The organism is Synechococcus sp. MW101C3, assembly GCF_002252635.1.
Taxonomy (GTDB): Bacteria; Cyanobacteriota; Cyanobacteriia; order PCC-6307; family Cyanobiaceae; genus MW101C3.
The window spans coordinates 138828-156025 of the sequence record NZ_NQKX01000008.1; the positions used below are offsets into that span (position 1 = coordinate 138828).

Genomic DNA, 17198 nt, shown 5'->3' on the forward strand with positions numbered 1-17198 from the left:
TTCGCTTGACTGCTGACGTTGGCTTCTTCGCGCCGCTATCCCTCCGTTGAGAGGCCTCTGGCTCCCACGGCTCCGCGGCGCCGTCAGGACCAGACCGGTATCCAGGCGATCGCGCCCGAGTCACTCATGCGGGCGGCTCCACAGGAGTTGCGTTCGCTCGCTCCCGAACCCATCCTCCGGGCTGCCGATCCGCTGTCTCTCGCCCGCGCCAAGGCGGGTGCCCGCGGCCCATTCCGTCCCGCCCGGCCCATGCGCGGCCGCCGTCCACTGCCGGCGGGGGCGCTTCACCCTCTCACCGATTCCGCTGCCAACGAACGCCTGCACGCCTACGACGCCCAGGTGAAGGGGGCCTTCGACCGGATCGTGCCGGTGCTCAAACGGCTCTCGGCGCTTCAGCACGAACCCGATTTCATCGCCCAGGCCCAGCAGCACGCTGCCGCCGAGCTGGGCTTTGAGCTGCCCCTGGCCATCCTGGAATCGGCCTGGGTGCAGCAGCTCGACATGCGCACTCTGTTCGCTTGGTGCGTGTTCGAAACCTATGAACAGGTCAGTGGGGCTTTCTTCCGTGAAGACCCACTCGAAGCCCAGGATGGAACCGCCGCCGCTGAGGCCTTCAATGCCTTTCTGATGGCGTGTGGGTTCCATCTGCTCGATGTCACTCCCTGCGCTGATGGGCGTCTGGCCCACGCCATCACCTACGCGCTGCGCCTGCCGTTCAGCTCCGTGCGTCGCCGACCCCACGCCGGCGCCCTGCTTGATGTGGAGAACACGGTGGATCGCTGGGTGAAGACTGAGCACCTGCGTTACCGCGAGGGTCGGCCGAATCCCGCCCACGAGCCCACCCGCTACCTCAAGGTGGCGATGTATCACTTCAGTTCCCGCGATCCGCTGCACGAAGGCTGCGCCGCCCACGGCTCCAATGATGTGCTGGCCGCCGCTTCTGCCCTTGCCCGCCTTCGCGACTTCCAGCAGGCGGTGGAGAACAGCTTCTGTTGCGGCGCTTCGGTGGATCTGCTGCTGATCGGCATGGACACCGACACCGATGCCATCCGCGTACACGTTCCGGCTCAGGATGGGACCACGGATCTGGAGCGCTGGCTGGATGCCCGCCAGGCCTACGACGACACCCAGGCCCTGACTCCTGAGGCTGCCCGCCACAAGCTGCTCTCACTGGTGCGCCAGGCGGCTCCCGGTGAACCCGATGACGGCATGGTGGCACTGGTGGCCCGGCTTCTCGAGCACAATCTTTCCCAGATTGATTATGTGCGCACTTATCACGAGGGAGCCTATGTGGATGCTGGCCATGCCGAACGCTTCATCGGTGTTGGCATCGGTTTCAAGGAGATTCATTTGCGTAATCTCACTTATTTCGCTCACATGGACACCCTGGAGGAAGGCTCCGCAGACATGGATGTGGGCGTGAAGATCTTCAAGGGACTGAATGTGTCACGCGGACTGCCGGTGCCAGTGGTGGTGCGTTTTGATTATCACGGCAGCGTGCCGGGGGCTCGGGATCGGGCCATCCAGCATTGCCGCCGCACGGATGCGGCCATTCGCAGCCGCTACAGCCAGCTGTGTGCGGAGGGATTGCTGCAAACCCTGCTGACCGTGCGCGACCGTGATCAGCATGCCCCAGCCGAAGCCGTAGGGTCTTCGATCAGCTTCGGCACGGGAGGAGGGCACTGAGATGTTGATCTGCAAAGTGCTCAAGCCTCTGGTGGCCACCAATCGCATCGCTGAGTTCGAGCACAAGCATCTTCAGGTGGTGCTGGATGGCAGTTCCCAGAAAGTGGCGGTCGATGCCGTTGGCTGCATTCCCGGCGACTGGGTGATCTGCGTGGGTAGCTCTGCTGCCCGGGAAGCAGCCGGCAGTAAGTCGTATCCCAGCGATCTCACAATCGTGGGCATCATTGACCACTGGGATCCTGAATCTGGATCGGCCGAACGGAGATCTGCCTGATGGAGATCATGCAGGTCACCGGATCGCTTGTCTGCACCCAGCGGATCGAAGGTCTGCGTCACTGCCACCTGCGGGTGCTGCGCAACACCAAGGGCAAGCTCAGCGTGGCGGTCGATCCCATCGGCGCCCTGCCCGGCAACTGGGTGTTCACCGCCAGCGGCTCTGCAGCCCGCTTCGCCACCGGTAATCCCGACATCCAGACCGATCTGACCATCGGCGGGATCATCGACCTGTGGGACCCGGACGGTTGACCCTTCCCTCTCCAACTTCCATTCCGTCCGTTCCTGCTGCCCCATGGCCACCCCCTCCTCCCGCCAGCCCTCGTCCCGCCGCACATCGCCCGCCGCTGCCGTGACCCCTCCCTCCACGACAACGGCGTCAGCGGATCCGGCCAAGGCCTTGCCTGCCGTCACCCCTGCGGCGGCCGCGCCATCGGCTTCAGCGGCCACTGCAGCCCCCGCACCCACACCCCAGGCAGCGGGCCCAGCCGCCAGCAGCACCCCTGCGTCCAGCAGCGCTGCTCCAACGGTGGCTGCCGCGGCTTCGCCGTCGGCTGTTTCCTCCGTGTCGGCTGGAGAAGCGTCCCCGCCGATCACCGTCCCGGCGAAGGCGATCGCCACCAGCAGCCCGGCCCGTTCGGCGCCGGTCCGCTCCACCAGCCGCCGCAGGGCGCCGTCCACACCCACCCCCCGGCCCCATCCCCTACTGAGAGCACAGCCATGGCCTCCACACCGACCGGCATCGCCCTCGGCATGATTGAAACCCGCGGCCTGGTGCCGGCGATCGAAGCCGCTGACGCCATGACCAAAGCAGCTGAAGTCACCCTGATCTCCCGCGAATTCGTGGGCGGCGGCTATGTGACCGTGATGGTGCGTGGTGAAACCGGCGCTGTGAACGCTGCCGTGCGCGCCGGTGCCGATGCCTGCGAACGGGTGGGCGATGGCCTGGTGGCGGCCCACATCATTGCCCGCCCCCACTCCGAACTGGAGCCCGTGCTGACCTTCAGCGGCGCCCTGCGCAGGAGCTGATCATGCAGGCCGGTACCCATCCCCGGGTGCTCGGCTATCTCGGCCGGGCCCTCAGCCTGGAGCTCTCCGCGGTTCAGCAGTACATGACCCAGGCGTCACTGCTGAGCCTCTGGGGTCAGGAGGAGGCCGCAGAGCGCTTCAGGCTCGACACCGCCGAGGAGATGCAGCATGCCCAGCGCCTCGTGGAGCACATGCTCCTGCTTGGGGTGGCTCCGGCCGCTTCGCAGCTCACGCCCGTGAGCGTTGCCGGCGACCTGGTCGGTCTGCTGCGGCGCAATGCCGAGCTCGAGCAGCGCCTGGTTGATCACTACGGGGAAGCCAGCCGTTTCTGCGCCTTGATCGGCGATACCGCCAACGGCCATTTCTTCCACCGCCTCTGGACGGAAGAACGCCTGCATGGTGAGCAACTGCACGACTGGCTCCACCAGTTGCTGGGCGACCAGCGCGCTTTCGTGAATCAACGCGCCACTTTCTGAGTGTTCGGCCCCCAGGCGGGCTTGGCACAACAAGACTGCTGAATGGTCCACGTCCCAACCCACCCGTCGCGCCACCTTGCTCACGGTCGCCGCTCCGCCCCTGATCATTCAGCTGGCCTGGCTGATTCCTCTGTATGGCTTCGTCGGCGTCGTGCTGTCGCTGCCGTGGGCCTGCGGCTGGATTCGCCGCGATGGCCCCAGGCCGGCCGCGTACCTGAACATTCTCGTCTCGCTGGTGGCCTTCCTGCATGGCAGCGCCGTGCTGGCCGTCGTGCTGCGTGAAGGCCCCTTCGCGATCACGGTGCCCTGGTTTCAGGCCGCCGACCTCACCCTCTCGCTCAGCTTCGATCTCTCGCTCACCAGCCTGGCCAGCCTGGAGCTGGTGACAGGGCTGAGCCTGCTGGCCCAGTTCTTCGCGCTCGGTTACCTCGACAAGGAGTGGTCGCTGGCGCGCTTCTACGCCCTGGTGGGATTTTTCGAGGGGGCGATGGCGGGGGTGGTGCTCAGCAGTTCGCTGTTTCTCACCTACTTCCTGCTGGAGATGCTCACCCTCTCCACGTACCTGTTGGTGGGCTTCTGGTATGCCCAGCCGCTGGTGGTGACGGCCGCACGCGATGCCTTCCTCACCAAACGGGTGGGCGACGTGCTGCTGCTGATGGGGGTGGTGGCGTTGTCGGCGTGGGCGGGGGTGATGCGCTTCGACGACCTTTACAGCTGGGCGGCAGGGGCACAGATCAGCCCGCTGGCGGGCAATCTGCTCGGCCTGGCGCTGATCTCCGGGCCACTGGGCAAGTGCGCCCTCTTTCCGATGCACCTGTGGCTCGATGAGGCGATGGAGGGGCCGAATCCAGCTTCGATCCTGCGCAACTCGGTGGTGGTCACCTGCGGCGCGCTCGTGCTGCTGCGCCTGATGCCGATCCTGCAGCTTTCACCCCTGAGCCTGGCGGCGTTGGTGGCGCTCGGCTCCGTCACCGCCATCGGCGGTTCGCTCGTGGCCATCGCTCAGGTGGATATCAAGCGCACGCTCTCCTATTCCACCAGCGCCTCGATGGGGTTGGTGTTCATTGCCATCGCCATGCAGCAGCCAGGTATTGCCCTGCTGTTGCTGTTCGCCCATGCCGTCGGCAAGGCACTGCTGTTCATGAGCATCGGTTGTGTGATCGCCACCACCAACTGCCAGGACCTCAGCGAACTGGGCGGTCTGGGTCGGCGCATGCCCGCCACCACCTGCGCGTTCCTGGTGGGGGCGGCAGGTACCACCGGCCTGGTTCCCCTTGGCTGCTTCTGGGCGCTGGGTCTGGATGTGCAGGCGATGCTGCGCAGCGCTCCCTGGCTGGCGGCGATCGTGCTGCTCGCCAACGCGCTCACCGTGCTCAACCTCACGCGGGTGTTCCGGCTGGTGTTCCTCGGCGCGGCCCAGCCCAAGACTCGCCGCACCCCTGAGGTGAACTGGCAGATGGCCCTGCCGATGGTGAGCCTCACCGTGCTTGTGCTGGTCACACCGCTGATCATGGTGGTGATCGACCCGGTGCCCGGCCTGGCCTCATTCTCGCTGCCGGTGGCGCTCTCGCTGCTGCTTACCAGTGCCGGCGCCCTGGTGGCCGGCTGCCTGCTGCCGCTGCGCAAGGGCTGGTCGGTCACGATCCTGCGGCCGCTGCGCCTGCTGCAGGATCTGCTCGCCTACGACTTCTACACCGATCGGATCTACCGGGTCACGATCGTGGCGCTGGTGGCGGGGCTCTCGCGTGCCGCCGCCCGCTTCGACCGCGATGTGGTCAACGCTCTGGTGAACCGGGTGGGCAGCCTGTCGTTGGCCAGTGCCGAAGGCCTCAAGCTGAGCGTCAACGGTCACACCCAGACCTACGTGCTCACCGGGACCGTGGCGATCGTGCTGTTGCTCACCTCGCTCTCCTGGGTGGTGCGATGACCCTTCCTTCCGAACAGGTGCCGCCATGTTGAGCGGTCTGCTGCTGATCCCGCTGCTCGGCGCCATCGCCCTGCTGCTCTGGCCCGGTGAGGTGAGCGGCGAGCGTCTGCGTCGCACCTGCCTGGCGCTGCTGGTGTTGCAGGTGGCCTGGTCGCTGCGGGTGCTGTGGCAGTTCGACCCCGCCATTCCCGGCCTGCAGCTCGAGGAGATGGCGCCCTGGGTGGGCAGCCTTGGCCTCGACTACCGGCTCGGCATCGACGGCCTTTCGCTGCCTCTGGTGCTGATCAATGGGGCGCTCTCGCTGGCAGCGGCGCTGGTCACGTCCGCCTCCACGCCGCGACCCCGCCTCTACTACGCCCTGCTGCTGCTGATCAGCGGGGCGGTGAACGGCGCCTTCCTCGCCCAGAATCTGCTGTTGTTCTTCCTCTTCTATGAGCTGGAGCTGATTCCGCTCTGGTTGCTGATCGCCATCTGGGGTGGCAGCAACCGCGCCTATGCGGCCACGAAGTTCCTGCTGTTCACCGCCGTGTCCGGTGTGCTGATCCTTGGCGCCTTCTTCGGACTGGCGCTGGCCACCGGCACGGCCGATTTCAGCCTGCAGCCGCTGCTGGGCCAACAGCTGGGTATGGGCCTTCAGCTGCTGCTGATGGGGGCCCTGCTCGTGGGGTTCGGCATCAAGATCCCGCTGTTTCCGTTCCACACCTGGCTGCCTGATGCCCACACCGAGGCCTCCACGCCCGTGTCCCTGCTGCTGGCCGGGGTGCTGCTGAAGCTCGGCACCTATGGACTGTTGCGCTTCTGCCTTGGCCTCTTCCCCGATGCCTGGCAGTTGATGTCTCCATGGTTGGCGGGCTGGGCGGCGGTGTCGGTTCTGTTCGGCTCGCTGGCTGCGATTCAGCAGCAGGACATGAAACGGATGGTGGCCTACAGCTCCGTGGGCCACATGGGCTACGTGCTGCTGGCAGCTGCCGCTGCCACTCCGGTGAGTCTGCTGGGCGCGCTCTTTCAGATGGTGAGCCACGGCCTGATCTCCGCGCTGCTGTTCCTGCTGGTGGGGGTGGTGTACGCCACCACCGGCACCCGCGACCTGAACGTGCTGCGTGGCCTGCTCAACCCGGAGCGGGGTCTGCCGATCACCGGTTCGCTGATGATCGCCGGGGTGATGGCCAGTGCGGGCATCCCCGGCATGGCGGGCTTCATCTCCGAATTTCTGGTGTTCCGCGGCAGCCTGGTGCCCTTCCCGCTGGCCACCGTCCTGTGCATGGTGGGCTCGGGCCTCACGGCGGTCTACTTCCTGCTGCTGGTGAACCGGGTGTTCTTCGGTCGCCTTTCCCCTCCGGCCGACGACGTCGACACGCCCTTGCCGGCGGTGCCCCTGGCCCGACAGATCCCTGCACTTGCGCTCACGTTGGCGGTGCTGCTGCTTGGGGTGGCGCCGCAGGGACTGGGCACCCTTGCCACGGCCACCACGACGGCGATGAGCCGGGCGCCGCACAGCCTTGCGGCCCTGCCTGCCCCGGTGGTGCCTGATGGCCTGGTCGCCGGGGGGAGGGGGCGATGACCCGTCAGCCTGAAGCGGCAGCGATGCTGGAGCGCCTGCTCGCAGGGGTGCCGCTGCTCGATCACTCCGCCGAGCACCTGCTGGAGGTGGTGGCGGTGCTGGAGAGCTATGGGGAGGTGCTCGATGCCTACAGCCGCAACCTCATCCATCAGGCCCAGCGCGAGTTTCTCAATCCCTTCCCGGTGCTGCGCTTCCTCAACGGTGAGGTCACCCCGCAGCGGCTCTGGCGCCACCTGATCCACGACCGCATCAACTTCGAATACGCCGAGTATTGCCAGCGCCTGATGCTCTGGCATGGCACCGGCGGCCTTGATGCCTACCTCGATTCGCCTGCCTTCCGGCAGCATTGTGCCGTGGTGATCGGCCACAAGCGCCGCCGTGATCCGCTGCTGGCCCTGCTGGATCCTCTGTTCCCGGAGTTCCTGCCTGAGCTGATCCGCTCGGCGGCCACCGCCAGCGCGCTGGGCCAGTTCTGGCGGGTGATGAGCGATCTGTTCCTGGATCTCGCCGCCTCCCACCGCCGCGGTGAGGTCGCCACGATCGCCGCTGTGGTGGCCTTCATCCGCGAGGGGCTGGTGGCGGCTGCCGGCCAGCCCATCTGCTACGCGGTGGAGCTCGATGGTGTGCCGTTCGAGATCCTGCCACCAGCTGCCGGCCTCACCTTCCTGAGTGATGTGGCGGTGCCCTACGTGGAGGCGGTGTTCCTGCGGGGCAGTCCGTTCCTCGGCACGGTGTCGTTCAACGCGCAGGCGCGCCAGATCCCGATCGATCAGGCCTGTTTCCAGTACGGCGCGCTCTATGCCGATCCACTGCCAACCATGGGTGCGGGCATTCCGCCCAGCCTGCTGATGCAGGACATGAGCCGCCATCTGCCGGCGGCGTTGCTGCAGGTGTACCGCAGCCGGGGCCGGGGGGAGGGTGATCTACGCGTGAAGATCTGCGCCAGTTTTCAGAAGGCGATGTTCTGCGTCACCAATGCGGCGATCGACGGCACCTTTCCCCATCCGCTCTCCAGCAGTGACCCGAGCGAACAACAGGCCAACCGGGCCTATGCGATGGCCTGGATCGAGCGGTTGCGGGTGGCGCGCATCGACTGCCTGCCTGACCGATTGGCCGCCGCGGCTGGATGATTTCCCTGCAGTAGGTTTCCCAGATGGAGCAACCCTGGACCCATCGGCAGCGACCCGAACGTCTGGAGCGGCGGCTGGAATTCGGCGACTACGAAACCACCCGCGTCTTCCTCGAGCAGCTCAACGATCTGTCCGAGCGGAGCGGCCGCTTTCCGGATATCAGCTTCGGGCGCACCTACGTGAATCTCACCCTGCGCAGCGAAACAGAGGACGGCCCGATCGGTGAACCAGAAACCGCGTTCGCCGAGGCCATCGATCGTCTCGTGCCCTGATGGCCCCCTCCACCGTCGGCCCCAGCTCCGATCCGGTGATGGCGGATGACACCCCGGTGGATCTGCGGGCCGCCTACGAAGGCACCGGCGTGGGTGATGTGCTTGATCAGCTCGACCGTGAACTGATCGGGCTCAAGCCGGTGAAGATGCGGATCCGTGAGATTGCCGCCCTGCTGGTGGTGGAGCGGGCCCGCAAGCAGGTGGGGCTGGCCACGGCGGCCCCCAGCTTGCACATGTCGTTCACGGGGCATCCAGGCACGGGCAAAACGACTGTGGCCGAGAGGATTTCCGAAATCCTGCACCGGCTGGGGTATGTGCGCAAAGGCCATCTGGTCACGGCCACCCGTGATGATCTGGTGGGCCAGTACATCGGCCATACCGCCCCCAAGACGCGGGAGATGCTCAAGCGGGCCATGGGTGGCGTGCTGTTCATCGATGAGGCCTACTACCTCTACCGCCCTGAGAATGAGCGCGATTATGGCGCTGAGGCGATCGAGATCCTGCTGCAGGTGATGGAGAATAACCGTGATGATCTGGTGGTGATCTTTGCGGGCTACAAAGACAAGATGGATGTCTTCTATCAATCGAATCCCGGCCTGTCTTCCCGTGTGGCCAACCATATCGACTTCCCGGATTACACTGCTCCGGAGTTGCTGGCCATCGCCAAGCTGATTCTTGCCGGTGAAAGCTATCGCTTCAGCGATGAGGCCAGCATCGCTTTTTCTGATTATATCCAGCGCCGTATGTTGCTGCCGTTCTTCGCCAATGCCCGCTCGATCCGCAATGCCATCGATCGGGCCCGCATGCGCCAGGCGAACCGGCTGTTCAACCACATGGGGCGCGGCCTCACCAAGCGGGATCTGATCACGATCGAGGCGGAAGACATCACCGCCAGCAGTGTGTTCCAGGGCCGCGTCGAAGGCCTCGATCGCAGCCTGCCGCTCACCTGAGCCAAGGGCCGATCAGTGGCTGCGGATTGGCGGCTGCAGATCACCACCAGCTTCTAGCGTCGGCGGCGGCCGTCGATCTGCAAGAGATCACGCACCTGCTGCAGCTGGCGGGCCAGGGAAGGATCGCTGGCCAGCTTCTTCTCCACCTGCTCCACGGCATACATCACGGTGCTGTGGTCCTTGCCGCCGAACACATCGCCGATGCGGGGCAGGCTCAGATCGGTGGTCTGGCGCATCAGATACATGCCCACCTGACGCGCCTGGCTCACGGCCCGTTTGCGGCTGCTGCTGCGCATCTCGTCGATGCTGACACCGAACACCTCGGCCACCTTCTCCACCACCTGCTGCGGCGTCACCACCACCTCGTTGCCCACCGGATCGAGCATCGGCGCCACCGATTCCACCGTCATCGGCAGACCGGTGATCGAGGCGAAGGCCACGGCCCGGGTGAGCGCCCCCTCCAGCTCCCGGATGTTGGAGGTGAAGCGGCCCGCCAGGTACTGGATCAGGTCGCGCGGCAGGGTCATGCGTTCCTGCTCCGCCTTCTTGTGCAGGATCGCCATGCGGGTCTCCAGGTCCGGGGTCTGGATGTCGGCGATCAGGCCCATCGAGAAGCGTGAGATCAGGCGCTCCTGCAGGCGGGGAATCTGGCTGGGGGGGCGATCGCTGGCGATCACGATCTGGCGCCCGGCCTCATGCAGGGCGTTGAAGGTGTGGAAGAACTCCTCCTGGGTGTACTCCTTGCCTTCGATGAACTGGATGTCGTCCACCAGGATCAGATCGGCGGCCCGGTAGCGGTCGCGGAATTTCTGCATGCCGTCCTTGCGGATCGCCTGGATCAGGTCGTTGGTGAACGACTCTGTGGATACGTAGAACACGCGCGCATCCGGGTCGATCTCGACGCGGTAGTGGCCGATCGCCTGCATCAGGTGGGTCTTGCCCAGCCCGACCCCACCGCACAGGAACAGGGGGTTGAACTCCCGCCCCGGCGCCTCCGCCACCGCCAGCGACGCCGCATGGGCCATGCGGCTGTTGGGCCCCACCACAAAGCGGTTGAACACATAGCGGGGGTTGAGCCCCGGCGCCGGCCGCCTGGGTGTTTCACCGCTGGCGGTCGCCGCCAGCACCGGGGCGCCGGAGGACGGGCCCGCCATCGCCCTGGCACCGGCCGCCACCGGCCCCCCTTCGCCGGCCATGGCCTCCGGCAGCCCATCAGGGCTCTGTTCAGCGACCGTCTGGGCCGTGGACACCTCTACGGCGACACCGTGCCCGGCGAGCTCGGAGGCGACGGCGGCAATGGTGGTGAGGTAGTTCTTGCGCAGCCAGCCGCAGGCGAAGCTGTTCGGCGCTTCCAGCTGCAGCACCCCGTTGCTGAAGCCGGCACAGCGGGCTGGACGGATCCAGGTTTCGAAGGTCGGCTTGCTCAGATTGGCCTGAAGCGAATCCTGAACCCGGTGCCACAGCTGATCACCCTGCTGCACCACCACCCCAACGCCCGGGGGCCGAATATAGGCAGAGACCTTCCAGGCGGGCGGCCTCCGTTGAGGCGCATCCTGACCTGGCTTGCCCGCCCGCGATGTCCCCTGTCCGCCTCCCCCGTCCGCGCCGGTTTCCACGGGCTGGCCTCACTGCCGGACTGCTGGGGATCGCCATGAGCGGCTGCGCGGTGAGCCTGCCGGACCTGCCCGGCTTGCCCCGGCTGCCGCAGCTGCCCCGGAGCGACCGTGCTCCCGCCCTGCCGAAGGTGAGCGATGCGCCGCCGGCGGGGCCGCTGCAGACCGGCAACAGCTTCATCGTCAATGCGGTCGAAAAGGTGGGTCCGGCCGTCGTGCGCATCGACACGGTCAAGCGGGTGATCAACCCGCTGGGTGGCCTTTTCGGGCGTGGCCCGGCGATTCAGCAGCAGCAGGGGCAGGGCTCGGGCTTCATCACCCGCTCCGACGGGGTGATCATCACCAACGCCCACGTGGTGGAGGGGGCCAACGAGGTGTCGATCACGCTGCCCGACGGGCGCAGCTTCACCGGCAAGGTGCTCGGCAGTGATCCGCTCACCGACATCGCCGTGGTGAAGGTGGTGGCCCAGGGGCTGCCTGTGGCGCCGCTGGGGGATTCCGCCCGCGTGCGGCCCGGGGAGTGGGCGATCGCGATCGGCAACCCGCTCGGGCTCGACAACACCGTCACCGCAGGGATCATCAGCGCCATCCAGCGCACCAATGCCATCGGCGAAGGCCAGCGGGTGCCCTACATCCAGACCGACGCGGCCGTGAACCCCGGCAACAGCGGTGGGCCGCTGATCAACGACCGGGGACAGGTGATCGGCGTGAACACCGCCATCCGCCAGGCGCCCGGTGCCGGCCTCAGCTTTGCGATCCCGGTCAACCTGGCCCGTCAGATCGCCGCCCAGATCCTGGAGAAGGGACGGGCCTCGCACCCCTACATCGGCGTGCGCCTGCAGGCGCTCACGCCCCAGCTGGCGCGTGAGATCAACGCCACCTCCTCCGAGTGCGAGCTGCCGGAAGTCCAGGGTGTGGTGGTGGTGGAGGTGCTGCCCCGCAGCCCCGCCGAGCAGGGGGGGCTCAAGCCCTGCGACCTGATCGAACAGGTGGACGACAAGGCCGTGCGCAGTCCTTCCGAGGTGCAGGTGGCGGTGGATCAGGTGCGGGTCGGCAGCGACATGACCATCAGGGTGCGCCGTGGCAGCCAGACCCTCACGCTCAACATGCGACCGGCGGAGCTCAAGACTCCTGGATGAGCGAGGCTGAGCCGGCTCCCTCACCCAGGGGGCAGCGTGTTCTGGTGGTGATGGCGCGCTGGCCCGCCCCGGGCCGCTGCAAGCGGCGCCTTGGGGCCAGCATCGGCGCCGTTTCGGCGGCCCGGATCCAGCGCCTACTCACCGCCCACACCCTCGTGGTGGCCGGGGCTCTGGCCGCTGCCGGCCGCTGCTCCACGCTGCTGGCCGTGGAGGGGCTGGGCAGGCGGGCGGCAGGGCGTTGGGGGCGCGGCGCAGGCCTTGAGGCGGTGGTGCTGCAGGGGAAGGGCAACCTGGGCGTGCGCATTGCCCGCCAGTTTCACCGCGCCTTTCGCGCCGGGGCCCACCGGGTGGTGCTGATCGGCACAGACCTGCCCCTGCTGGAGGGTGCGGATCTGGCCGCTGCTTTCGTGGCGCTGGAGCACAGCCCCCTGGTGCTGGGCCCCGCCACCGATGGCGGTTACTGGCTGATCGGTCTGCGCCGGCCTGAACCGGCACTGTTCTGTGGCATCGACTGGGGCTCGTCGGCGGTACTGGATCAGACCCTGCATCTGGCCCGCCAATGCCGTCTGGAACCCACTCTGCTGCCGCTGCGCAGCGACCTCGACCGCGTCGGCGACCTGGCGCCATGGCACAGCTGACGGCCGCCGCGCCGCCGGGGGGGATCGCCGTGGTGATCCCCGTACGCAATGAGGCGGCCCATCTGCCTCTGCTGCTGGCCGATCTGTCGCTGGCGCCACCGGGGCTGATCAGCGAACTGCTGGTGGTGGATGGAGGCAGCTCCGATGGCAGCGGCCGGCTGGCGCGGCTGGCCGGTGCGGCGCTGCGGCAGGCCGCCGGGGGCCGGGGTGCCCAGCTGGTGGCGGGGGTGGCCGCCACGGAAGCCCCCTGGCTGCTGCTGCTGCATGGCGATCTGCGTCTGCCGCCGCGCTGGTGGGAGTCGGTGCGGGCGGCGCTGGGGCAGGCCGAAGCCGCCTGGTACTTCCGTCTGCGGGTGCAGGAGCCGGGCCTGGCCCTGCGGCTGATGGAGGCGGCCGTGGAGCTGCGTAGCCGCTGGGCGTGCACGCCCTACGGCGACCAGGGGCTGCTGCTGCCGCGGCGCCTTCTGGAGCGGGCCGGTGGGCTGCGTCCTCTGCCCCTGATGGAGGACCTCGATCTGGTGCTGCGCCTGCGCCGGTGGGCGCCGGTCCGCTGCCTGGGACCGGTGGTGTGGGTGGAAGGCAGGCGCTGGCGGCGGCTGGGGGTGTGGCGCACCACCTGGCACAACGCGCGGCTCAGGCGTGCCTGGCGCCACGGCACCGAGGCCGGCGAGCTCGCCCGCCGCTATTACCAGCTTTGAGAGCGAGTGGTCGGGTGATGGTTCAGGGGGAATACCAGAAGGCGCAGCGCCGCTGACGCGGCTCCAGTTCCCAGCCCTGCGACTGGTAGAAGCCCACCACGTCGGGGTCGGCGAACAGGCTCACCCGCTCCACCTCCATGGTGCGCAGGCGATCGAGCACGTAGGCCATCAGCTGCCGCCCCATCCCCGCTCCCTGATAAAGCGGGTGCACCGCCACATCCCACACCGTGGCTTCCAGCACGCCATCACCGGTGCAGCGGGCGAAGCCCACCAGCCGCGGCACGCGTGGATCGTGACGCCACAGCCCAACGCGCAGCAGGCTGTGCTGCAGCGCCTTGCGCACCCGCCGCAGCGGCCGGCGGCTCCAGCCCACCGCATCACAGAGTTTTTCGAGCTCCACCAGATCGATGTCCCGGTCTTCGCTCAACACCAGCTGCAGCTGCGGATTGGGCGTGGGGCAAAGGCGGAATCCGACGCCGTAGAAGCTGGAGAGAAGGGGGTCGGAGTCCAATCCTGAGGGCCGAGGCAACGCAATGGGACGATCCTGCCCGATCGGGGGGGTTCCGTTGCAGGCTGGAGGCCTGCTTCGCCCCTGGATTGCCCCGTTCCGTTCCGGCTGACCAGGGCGTTGCCCCCCCTCCCGCCGCTGCCGGGGAAGAGCGGCCACTGCTGGTGTGCCTGCACGGCTGGCTGCTGGCCGGTCGCCTCTGGGACCCGCTGCGCCTGGCACTGGACGGGCGCCAGCGGCTCTGGACCCCTGACCTGCCCGGCTTCGGTGGCACGCCCCGTCCCCGTTCCCTCCACCCCACCCTGGCCAGCTACGGCCGTTGGGTGGCTGACCAGTGCCTCAGCCTGGAAGAGCGGCGCGTGGTGCTGGTGGGCCACTCGCTCGGCGGCAGCGTGGCGCTGCATGCGGCGCCGCTGCTGGGCGATCGGCTCCTGGGGGTGATTCAGATCGCGGCGGGGGGCGGGGTGTACCAGCCGCGCGCCTTCAGCCAGTTGCGCAATGGTGGTCGGCTGTTCCTGCAGTGGCGCCCCAGCTGGCTGGCGGAGCTGCCGGGCACCGGCGCCATCCGCAGCCCCCTGATCGCCGAGCAGCGGGCGGCCCGCAGCCTGCTGGCCTGCAGCACCAACCGCGGCGCCGTGCGCCAGCTGCCGGCGCTGGTGGCCGGCCTCCAGGTGCCGAGCCTCTGGATCGCGGGCAGCCGTGACCAGGTGATGGAGCCCCGCTACGTACGTCATCTGGCGGGTTACTCCGATCGCCATGAGCTGGCCGAACTGCAGGGCTGCGGCCATCTGCCGATGCGCCAGTCGCCCCATCAGCTCGCCGAGGTGATCGAGAGTTGGGTTCAGAGCCTGGCCAGGCCACGCTCCTGAAGATCGGCCAGCTGGGCGTAGAGCCCACCGGCCTGGCGCAGTTCGCGGTGTGTGCCCTGCTCGATCAAGCGGCCGCGCCGCAGCACCAGGATCCTGTCGGCGGCCTCCACGGTGGCCAGGCGGTGGGCGATCACGATCGCGGTGCGGGCATGCAGCAGTTTGTCGAGGTCGCGTTGCAGGGTGGCTTCAGTGGAGGGATCCATGAAAGCGGTGGCCTCATCCATCACCAGCACGGATGGGTCGCGGATCGCCACCCTTGCCACCGCCAGCAGCTGCCGCTCGCCCGAGGACAGGTTGCCGCCCCGCTCGCGCAGTTCGGTGGCCAGCCCATCGGGGAGGCGCCGCAGCAGGGCATCGAGACCGAGCTCGCGGCAGATCCGCTGCAGCTCGTCGTCGGGGATCGCCGCATCGAGGCGCAGGTTGTCGGCCACGTTGCCGCTGAACAGGAAAGTGTCCTGCAGCACCACGCCGAGCCGTTGGCGCAGCGTGAGGCTGGGCAGCTCGCGGATGTCGATGCCATCGAGCAGGATCCGCCCCTGCTGAGGTTCGTAGAGCCGGCAGAGCAGGCGGATCACGGTGGTCTTGCCGGAGCCGGTGGGGCCCACCAGGGCCACATGCTCGCCTGGGGCGATGCGGAAGCTGAGGTCGGTGAGGATCGGATCGTCGGGCCGGTAGGCGAACGAGACGTTCTCGAAGATCACTTCGCCCTCGCTGGCCCGTTCGCGGCCGGAGACGCGGGCGGCGGCGGTGCGTTGTTCGTTGGCCAGATCGCTGATCTCAATCGGTTCCTCCAGCAGCTCACCGATGCGCTGCACGGCCGTGAGGCCGCCCTGGATCTGGGTGAAGCGCTCCGCCAGCTGACGCAGCGGATCGAACAGGCGCTGGGAGAACAGGATGAAGGTGGTCAGGGTGCCCAGGCCGATGGTGCCGTCGGTGACCATCCAGCCACCCAGGGCCAGCACGATCGCCACGGCCGTGAGGGCCACCCATTCGATGAAGGCGGAGATCGCACTTTCGTAGAAGATCGTGCCGTCGACCGCCTTGCGGTAAGCGTTGGTGGTGACGCCGAATCGGGCGCTGTTCACAGCCTCACGCCGGAACATCTGCACCACATCCAGCCCCTGCAGGTTCTCCTGCAGGTCGGCGTTGAGCTGGCTGAGCTCTTCGCGCACGCGGTAGTTGGCCTTGCGGTACCGCCCCTGCAGCCAGAGGATCACCACCACCACCGGGATCTGGATCACCAGCAGCAGGGCGCCCAGGCGGAACTCGATCGAGAGCATGGTGACGGCGATCACCACCAGGGTCACCAGGTCGGCGAGCACACCGATGGCGCCGCTGCCGAACACTTCGGCCAGGGCATCGACATCGCTGGTGAGGCGGGTGAGCAGCTTGCCCACCGGGGTGCGGTCGTGGAAGCGCAGCGATAGGGCCATCGCATGGCGGAACAGGTCGTCGCGGATGCGGGCGGTGAGGCGCTGCCCCACGGCCTGCACGCTGTAGCTCTGAACTCCCTGCAGCGCCAGGCGCACCAGCACCGCTGCCAGCAGGCACAGCACCAGGGTGCGCATCGCCTCCGACACGCTCTGGCCCACCAGCCAGGCGGCCCTGGGCTCGTTGCGAAGCACCGAAATCGCCTGGCCCACCAGCAGCGGCTGCACGGCCGCCGAGAAGGCGACGGGAATCAGCAGCAGCAGCGTGAGCAGCAGCCGGCGGCGGTCGCGGCCCAGGTAGGGAATCAGGTTGAGCAGCCGCTGACGGTCGCGGGCGGCCATCAGCGCGCCTCCAGACGGGCCGCCGCCACCCGGTCGATGATCGTCTGCAGCTGGCCCTGATCCAGTCGCAGGGCCAGGGGATGGCCGATCAGCCGGGCAGTGCTGTGGAACAGGTCCTCAATGGCCACCAGCCCGTTGTCGCGCAGGGTGCGGCCGGTGGCCACCAGATCCACGATCGCCTCAGACATGCCGGTGATCGGGCCCAGCTCCACCGACCCGGTGAGGTGAATGAGCTCCACCGGTAGGTCGAGCTGGTTGAAGAAGGTTTCGGCGCAGCGCACGAACTTGCTGGCCACGCGGCAGTGGGCCGGCAGATCGGCGGCCCGGCGGTAGCCGCTGCTCGCCTTCACCGCCACGGCCATGCGGCAGCTACCGAAACCAAGGTCGACCAGGGGGGCCACCGGCAGCTGGTGCTCCCGCAGCACGTCCTCGCCGACGATGCCGAGCTGGGCCTGGCCGTAGGCCACGTAGACAGGCACATCGGCGTTGCGCACCAGCAGGGCGCGGGCGGTACCGCATGGGCTGGGCACCATCAACTGGCGGTTGTCGCTGTCGAGCAGGGCGGAGAAATCAAGACCGGCCGCGGCGAGGCAGCGCACCGAATCCTTCAGCAGGGCCCCTTTGGCCAGAGCAACGGTGATCATGGGCGTGCTCCGC

At 67.8% G+C, this 17198-nt stretch carries 18 protein-coding genes; 14 read left to right on the forward strand and 4 right to left on the reverse strand.

All coding sequences use genetic code 11. The features are described from left to right. The first annotated feature begins 126 nt into the window (after positions 1-126). The 10 genes from CJZ80_RS11630 to cbbX all read left to right on the forward strand — a co-directional run bounded on the left by CJZ80_RS11630 (position 127) and on the right by cbbX (position 9304). Entirely contained in the window at positions 127-1686 is a 1560-nt protein-coding gene (locus tag CJZ80_RS11630) for a carboxysome shell carbonic anhydrase (RefSeq protein ID WP_094513233.1), read from the forward strand. A gap of 1 nt (position 1687) precedes the next feature. Beyond that, the gene (locus CJZ80_RS11635; RefSeq protein WP_094513236.1) at positions 1688-1960 is read left to right on the forward strand and encodes a carboxysome peptide A; all 273 of its coding nucleotides are present in this window, start codon (positions 1688-1690) and stop codon (positions 1958-1960) included. Next, positions 1960-2211 (forward strand): carboxysome peptide B, encoded by a 252-nt coding sequence (locus tag CJZ80_RS11640; protein ID WP_094513240.1) that lies wholly within the window; start codon positions 1960-1962, stop codon positions 2209-2211. Before CJZ80_RS11635 ends, CJZ80_RS11640 begins: the two co-directional genes overlap by 1 nt. 468 nt (positions 2212-2679) lie before the next feature. Beyond that, positions 2680-2988 (forward strand): BMC domain-containing protein, encoded by a 309-nt coding sequence (locus tag CJZ80_RS11645; protein WP_094513243.1) that lies wholly within the window; start codon positions 2680-2682, stop codon positions 2986-2988. A gap of 2 nt (positions 2989-2990) precedes the next feature. Beyond that, a complete protein-coding gene (locus tag CJZ80_RS11650; RefSeq protein ID WP_094513246.1) occupies positions 2991-3464 on the forward strand; it encodes a bacterioferritin in 474 nt (157 codons plus the stop codon). Between the two features lie 76 nt (positions 3465-3540). Further along, positions 3541-5391, forward strand: coding sequence for an NAD(P)H-quinone oxidoreductase subunit F (locus CJZ80_RS11655; RefSeq protein ID WP_198948300.1), 1851 nt, complete (start codon positions 3541-3543; stop codon positions 5389-5391). A 25-nt stretch (positions 5392-5416) separates the two neighbouring features. Continuing rightward, entirely contained in the window at positions 5417-6952 is a 1536-nt protein-coding gene (locus CJZ80_RS11660) for an NADH-quinone oxidoreductase subunit M (RefSeq protein WP_094513249.1), read from the forward strand. Then, the gene (locus CJZ80_RS11665; protein ID WP_094513252.1) at positions 6949-8082 is read left to right on the forward strand and encodes a CO2 hydration protein; all 1134 of its coding nucleotides are present in this window, start codon (positions 6949-6951) and stop codon (positions 8080-8082) included. Before CJZ80_RS11660 ends, CJZ80_RS11665 begins: the two co-directional genes overlap by 4 nt. Positions 8083-8105: 23 nt before the next feature. Beyond that, positions 8106-8354: a 4a-hydroxytetrahydrobiopterin dehydratase gene (locus CJZ80_RS11670; RefSeq protein WP_094513256.1), complete on the forward strand. Its 249-nt coding sequence runs from the start codon at positions 8106-8108 to the stop codon at positions 8352-8354. Further along, positions 8354-9304 carry a CbbX protein gene (gene cbbX / locus CJZ80_RS11675; protein ID WP_233133041.1) on the forward strand — a complete coding sequence of 317 codons (951 nt, stop codon included), beginning with the start codon at positions 8354-8356 and terminating at the stop codon, positions 9302-9304. The genes CJZ80_RS11670 and cbbX overlap by 1 nt, the downstream gene beginning before the upstream one ends. 53 nt (positions 9305-9357) lie before the next feature. Here the strand turns inward: cbbX and dnaA are convergent, their stop codons facing one another. Next, positions 9358-10785, reverse strand: coding sequence for a chromosomal replication initiator protein DnaA (dnaA, locus tag CJZ80_RS11680; RefSeq protein ID WP_369803048.1), 1428 nt, complete (start codon positions 10783-10785; stop codon positions 9358-9360). Between the two features lie 95 nt (positions 10786-10880). On the opposite strand from dnaA, the gene CJZ80_RS11685 reads away from it, so the two are divergent. The 3 genes from CJZ80_RS11685 to CJZ80_RS11695 are packed head-to-tail and all read left to right on the forward strand — an operon-like array spanning position 10881 to position 13392. Beyond that, a complete protein-coding gene (locus CJZ80_RS11685; RefSeq protein WP_233133042.1) occupies positions 10881-12056 on the forward strand; it encodes a trypsin-like peptidase domain-containing protein in 1176 nt (391 codons plus the stop codon). Continuing rightward, on the forward strand, positions 12053-12694 hold the full coding sequence (locus CJZ80_RS11690) for a TIGR04282 family arsenosugar biosynthesis glycosyltransferase (protein WP_094513263.1): 642 nt from the start codon (positions 12053-12055) through the stop codon (positions 12692-12694). Before CJZ80_RS11685 ends, CJZ80_RS11690 begins: the two co-directional genes overlap by 4 nt. After that, entirely contained in the window at positions 12682-13392 is a 711-nt protein-coding gene (locus CJZ80_RS11695; RefSeq protein WP_094513267.1) for a TIGR04283 family arsenosugar biosynthesis glycosyltransferase, read from the forward strand. Before CJZ80_RS11690 ends, CJZ80_RS11695 begins: the two co-directional genes overlap by 13 nt. A 22-nt stretch (positions 13393-13414) precedes the next feature. On the opposite strand, the gene CJZ80_RS11700 is transcribed toward CJZ80_RS11695, so the two are convergent. Beyond that, complete coding sequence (locus CJZ80_RS11700; protein WP_094513270.1) at positions 13415-13903, reverse strand: GNAT family N-acetyltransferase; 489 nt, start codon at positions 13901-13903, stop codon at positions 13415-13417. A gap of 86 nt (positions 13904-13989) precedes the next feature. Here CJZ80_RS11700 and CJZ80_RS11705 point away from each other — a divergent pair, with 86 nt between their 5' ends. Next, complete coding sequence (locus tag CJZ80_RS11705; RefSeq protein WP_094513273.1) at positions 13990-14769, forward strand: alpha/beta fold hydrolase; 780 nt, start codon at positions 13990-13992, stop codon at positions 14767-14769. Here the strand turns inward: CJZ80_RS11705 and CJZ80_RS11710 are convergent. Beyond that, the gene (locus tag CJZ80_RS11710) at positions 14742-16541 is read right to left on the reverse strand and encodes an ABC transporter ATP-binding protein (protein WP_198948301.1); all 1800 of its coding nucleotides are present in this window, start codon (positions 16539-16541) and stop codon (positions 14742-14744) included. The two genes, CJZ80_RS11705 and CJZ80_RS11710, sit on opposite strands and share 28 nt — an antisense overlap. Then, entirely contained in the window at positions 16541-17185 is a 645-nt protein-coding gene (gene hisG, locus CJZ80_RS11715) for an ATP phosphoribosyltransferase (protein ID WP_094513277.1), read from the reverse strand. Before hisG ends, CJZ80_RS11710 begins: the two co-directional genes overlap by 1 nt. Positions 17186-17198 lie beyond the last annotated feature (13 nt).

Bases quoted from the DNA above. Each gene is read 5' to 3' on its own strand.
- CJZ80_RS11630 (WP_094513233.1), top strand. From the start codon at position 127: ATGCGGGCGGCTCCACAGGAGTTGCGTTCGCTCGCTCCCGAACCCATC.
- CJZ80_RS11690 (WP_094513263.1), top strand. From the start codon at position 12,053: ATGAGCGAGGCTGAGCCGGCTCCCTCACCCAGGGGGCAGCGTGTTCTG.
- CJZ80_RS11685 (WP_233133042.1), top strand. From the start codon at position 10,881: ATGTCCCCTGTCCGCCTCCCCCGTCCGCGCCGGTTTCCACGGGCTGGC.
- CJZ80_RS11645 (WP_094513243.1), top strand. From the start codon at position 2,680: ATGGCCTCCACACCGACCGGCATCGCCCTCGGCATGATTGAAACCCGC.
- CJZ80_RS11710 (WP_198948301.1), bottom strand. From the start codon at position 16,541: ATGGCCGCCCGCGACCGTCAGCGGCTGCTCAACCTGATTCCCTACCTG.
- hisG (WP_094513277.1), bottom strand. From the start codon at position 17,185: ATGATCACCGTTGCTCTGGCCAAAGGGGCCCTGCTGAAGGATTCGGTG.
- cbbX (WP_233133041.1), top strand. From the start codon at position 8,354: ATGGCCCCCTCCACCGTCGGCCCCAGCTCCGATCCGGTGATGGCGGAT.
- CJZ80_RS11635 (WP_094513236.1), top strand. From the start codon at position 1,688: ATGTTGATCTGCAAAGTGCTCAAGCCTCTGGTGGCCACCAATCGCATC.
- CJZ80_RS11665 (WP_094513252.1), top strand. From the start codon at position 6,949: ATGACCCGTCAGCCTGAAGCGGCAGCGATGCTGGAGCGCCTGCTCGCA.
- CJZ80_RS11670 (WP_094513256.1), top strand. From the start codon at position 8,106: ATGGAGCAACCCTGGACCCATCGGCAGCGACCCGAACGTCTGGAGCGG.
- CJZ80_RS11695 (WP_094513267.1), top strand. From the start codon at position 12,682: ATGGCACAGCTGACGGCCGCCGCGCCGCCGGGGGGGATCGCCGTGGTG.
- CJZ80_RS11650 (WP_094513246.1), top strand. From the start codon at position 2,991: ATGCAGGCCGGTACCCATCCCCGGGTGCTCGGCTATCTCGGCCGGGCC.
- CJZ80_RS11660 (WP_094513249.1), top strand. From the start codon at position 5,417: ATGTTGAGCGGTCTGCTGCTGATCCCGCTGCTCGGCGCCATCGCCCTG.
- CJZ80_RS11640 (WP_094513240.1), top strand. From the start codon at position 1,960: ATGGAGATCATGCAGGTCACCGGATCGCTTGTCTGCACCCAGCGGATC.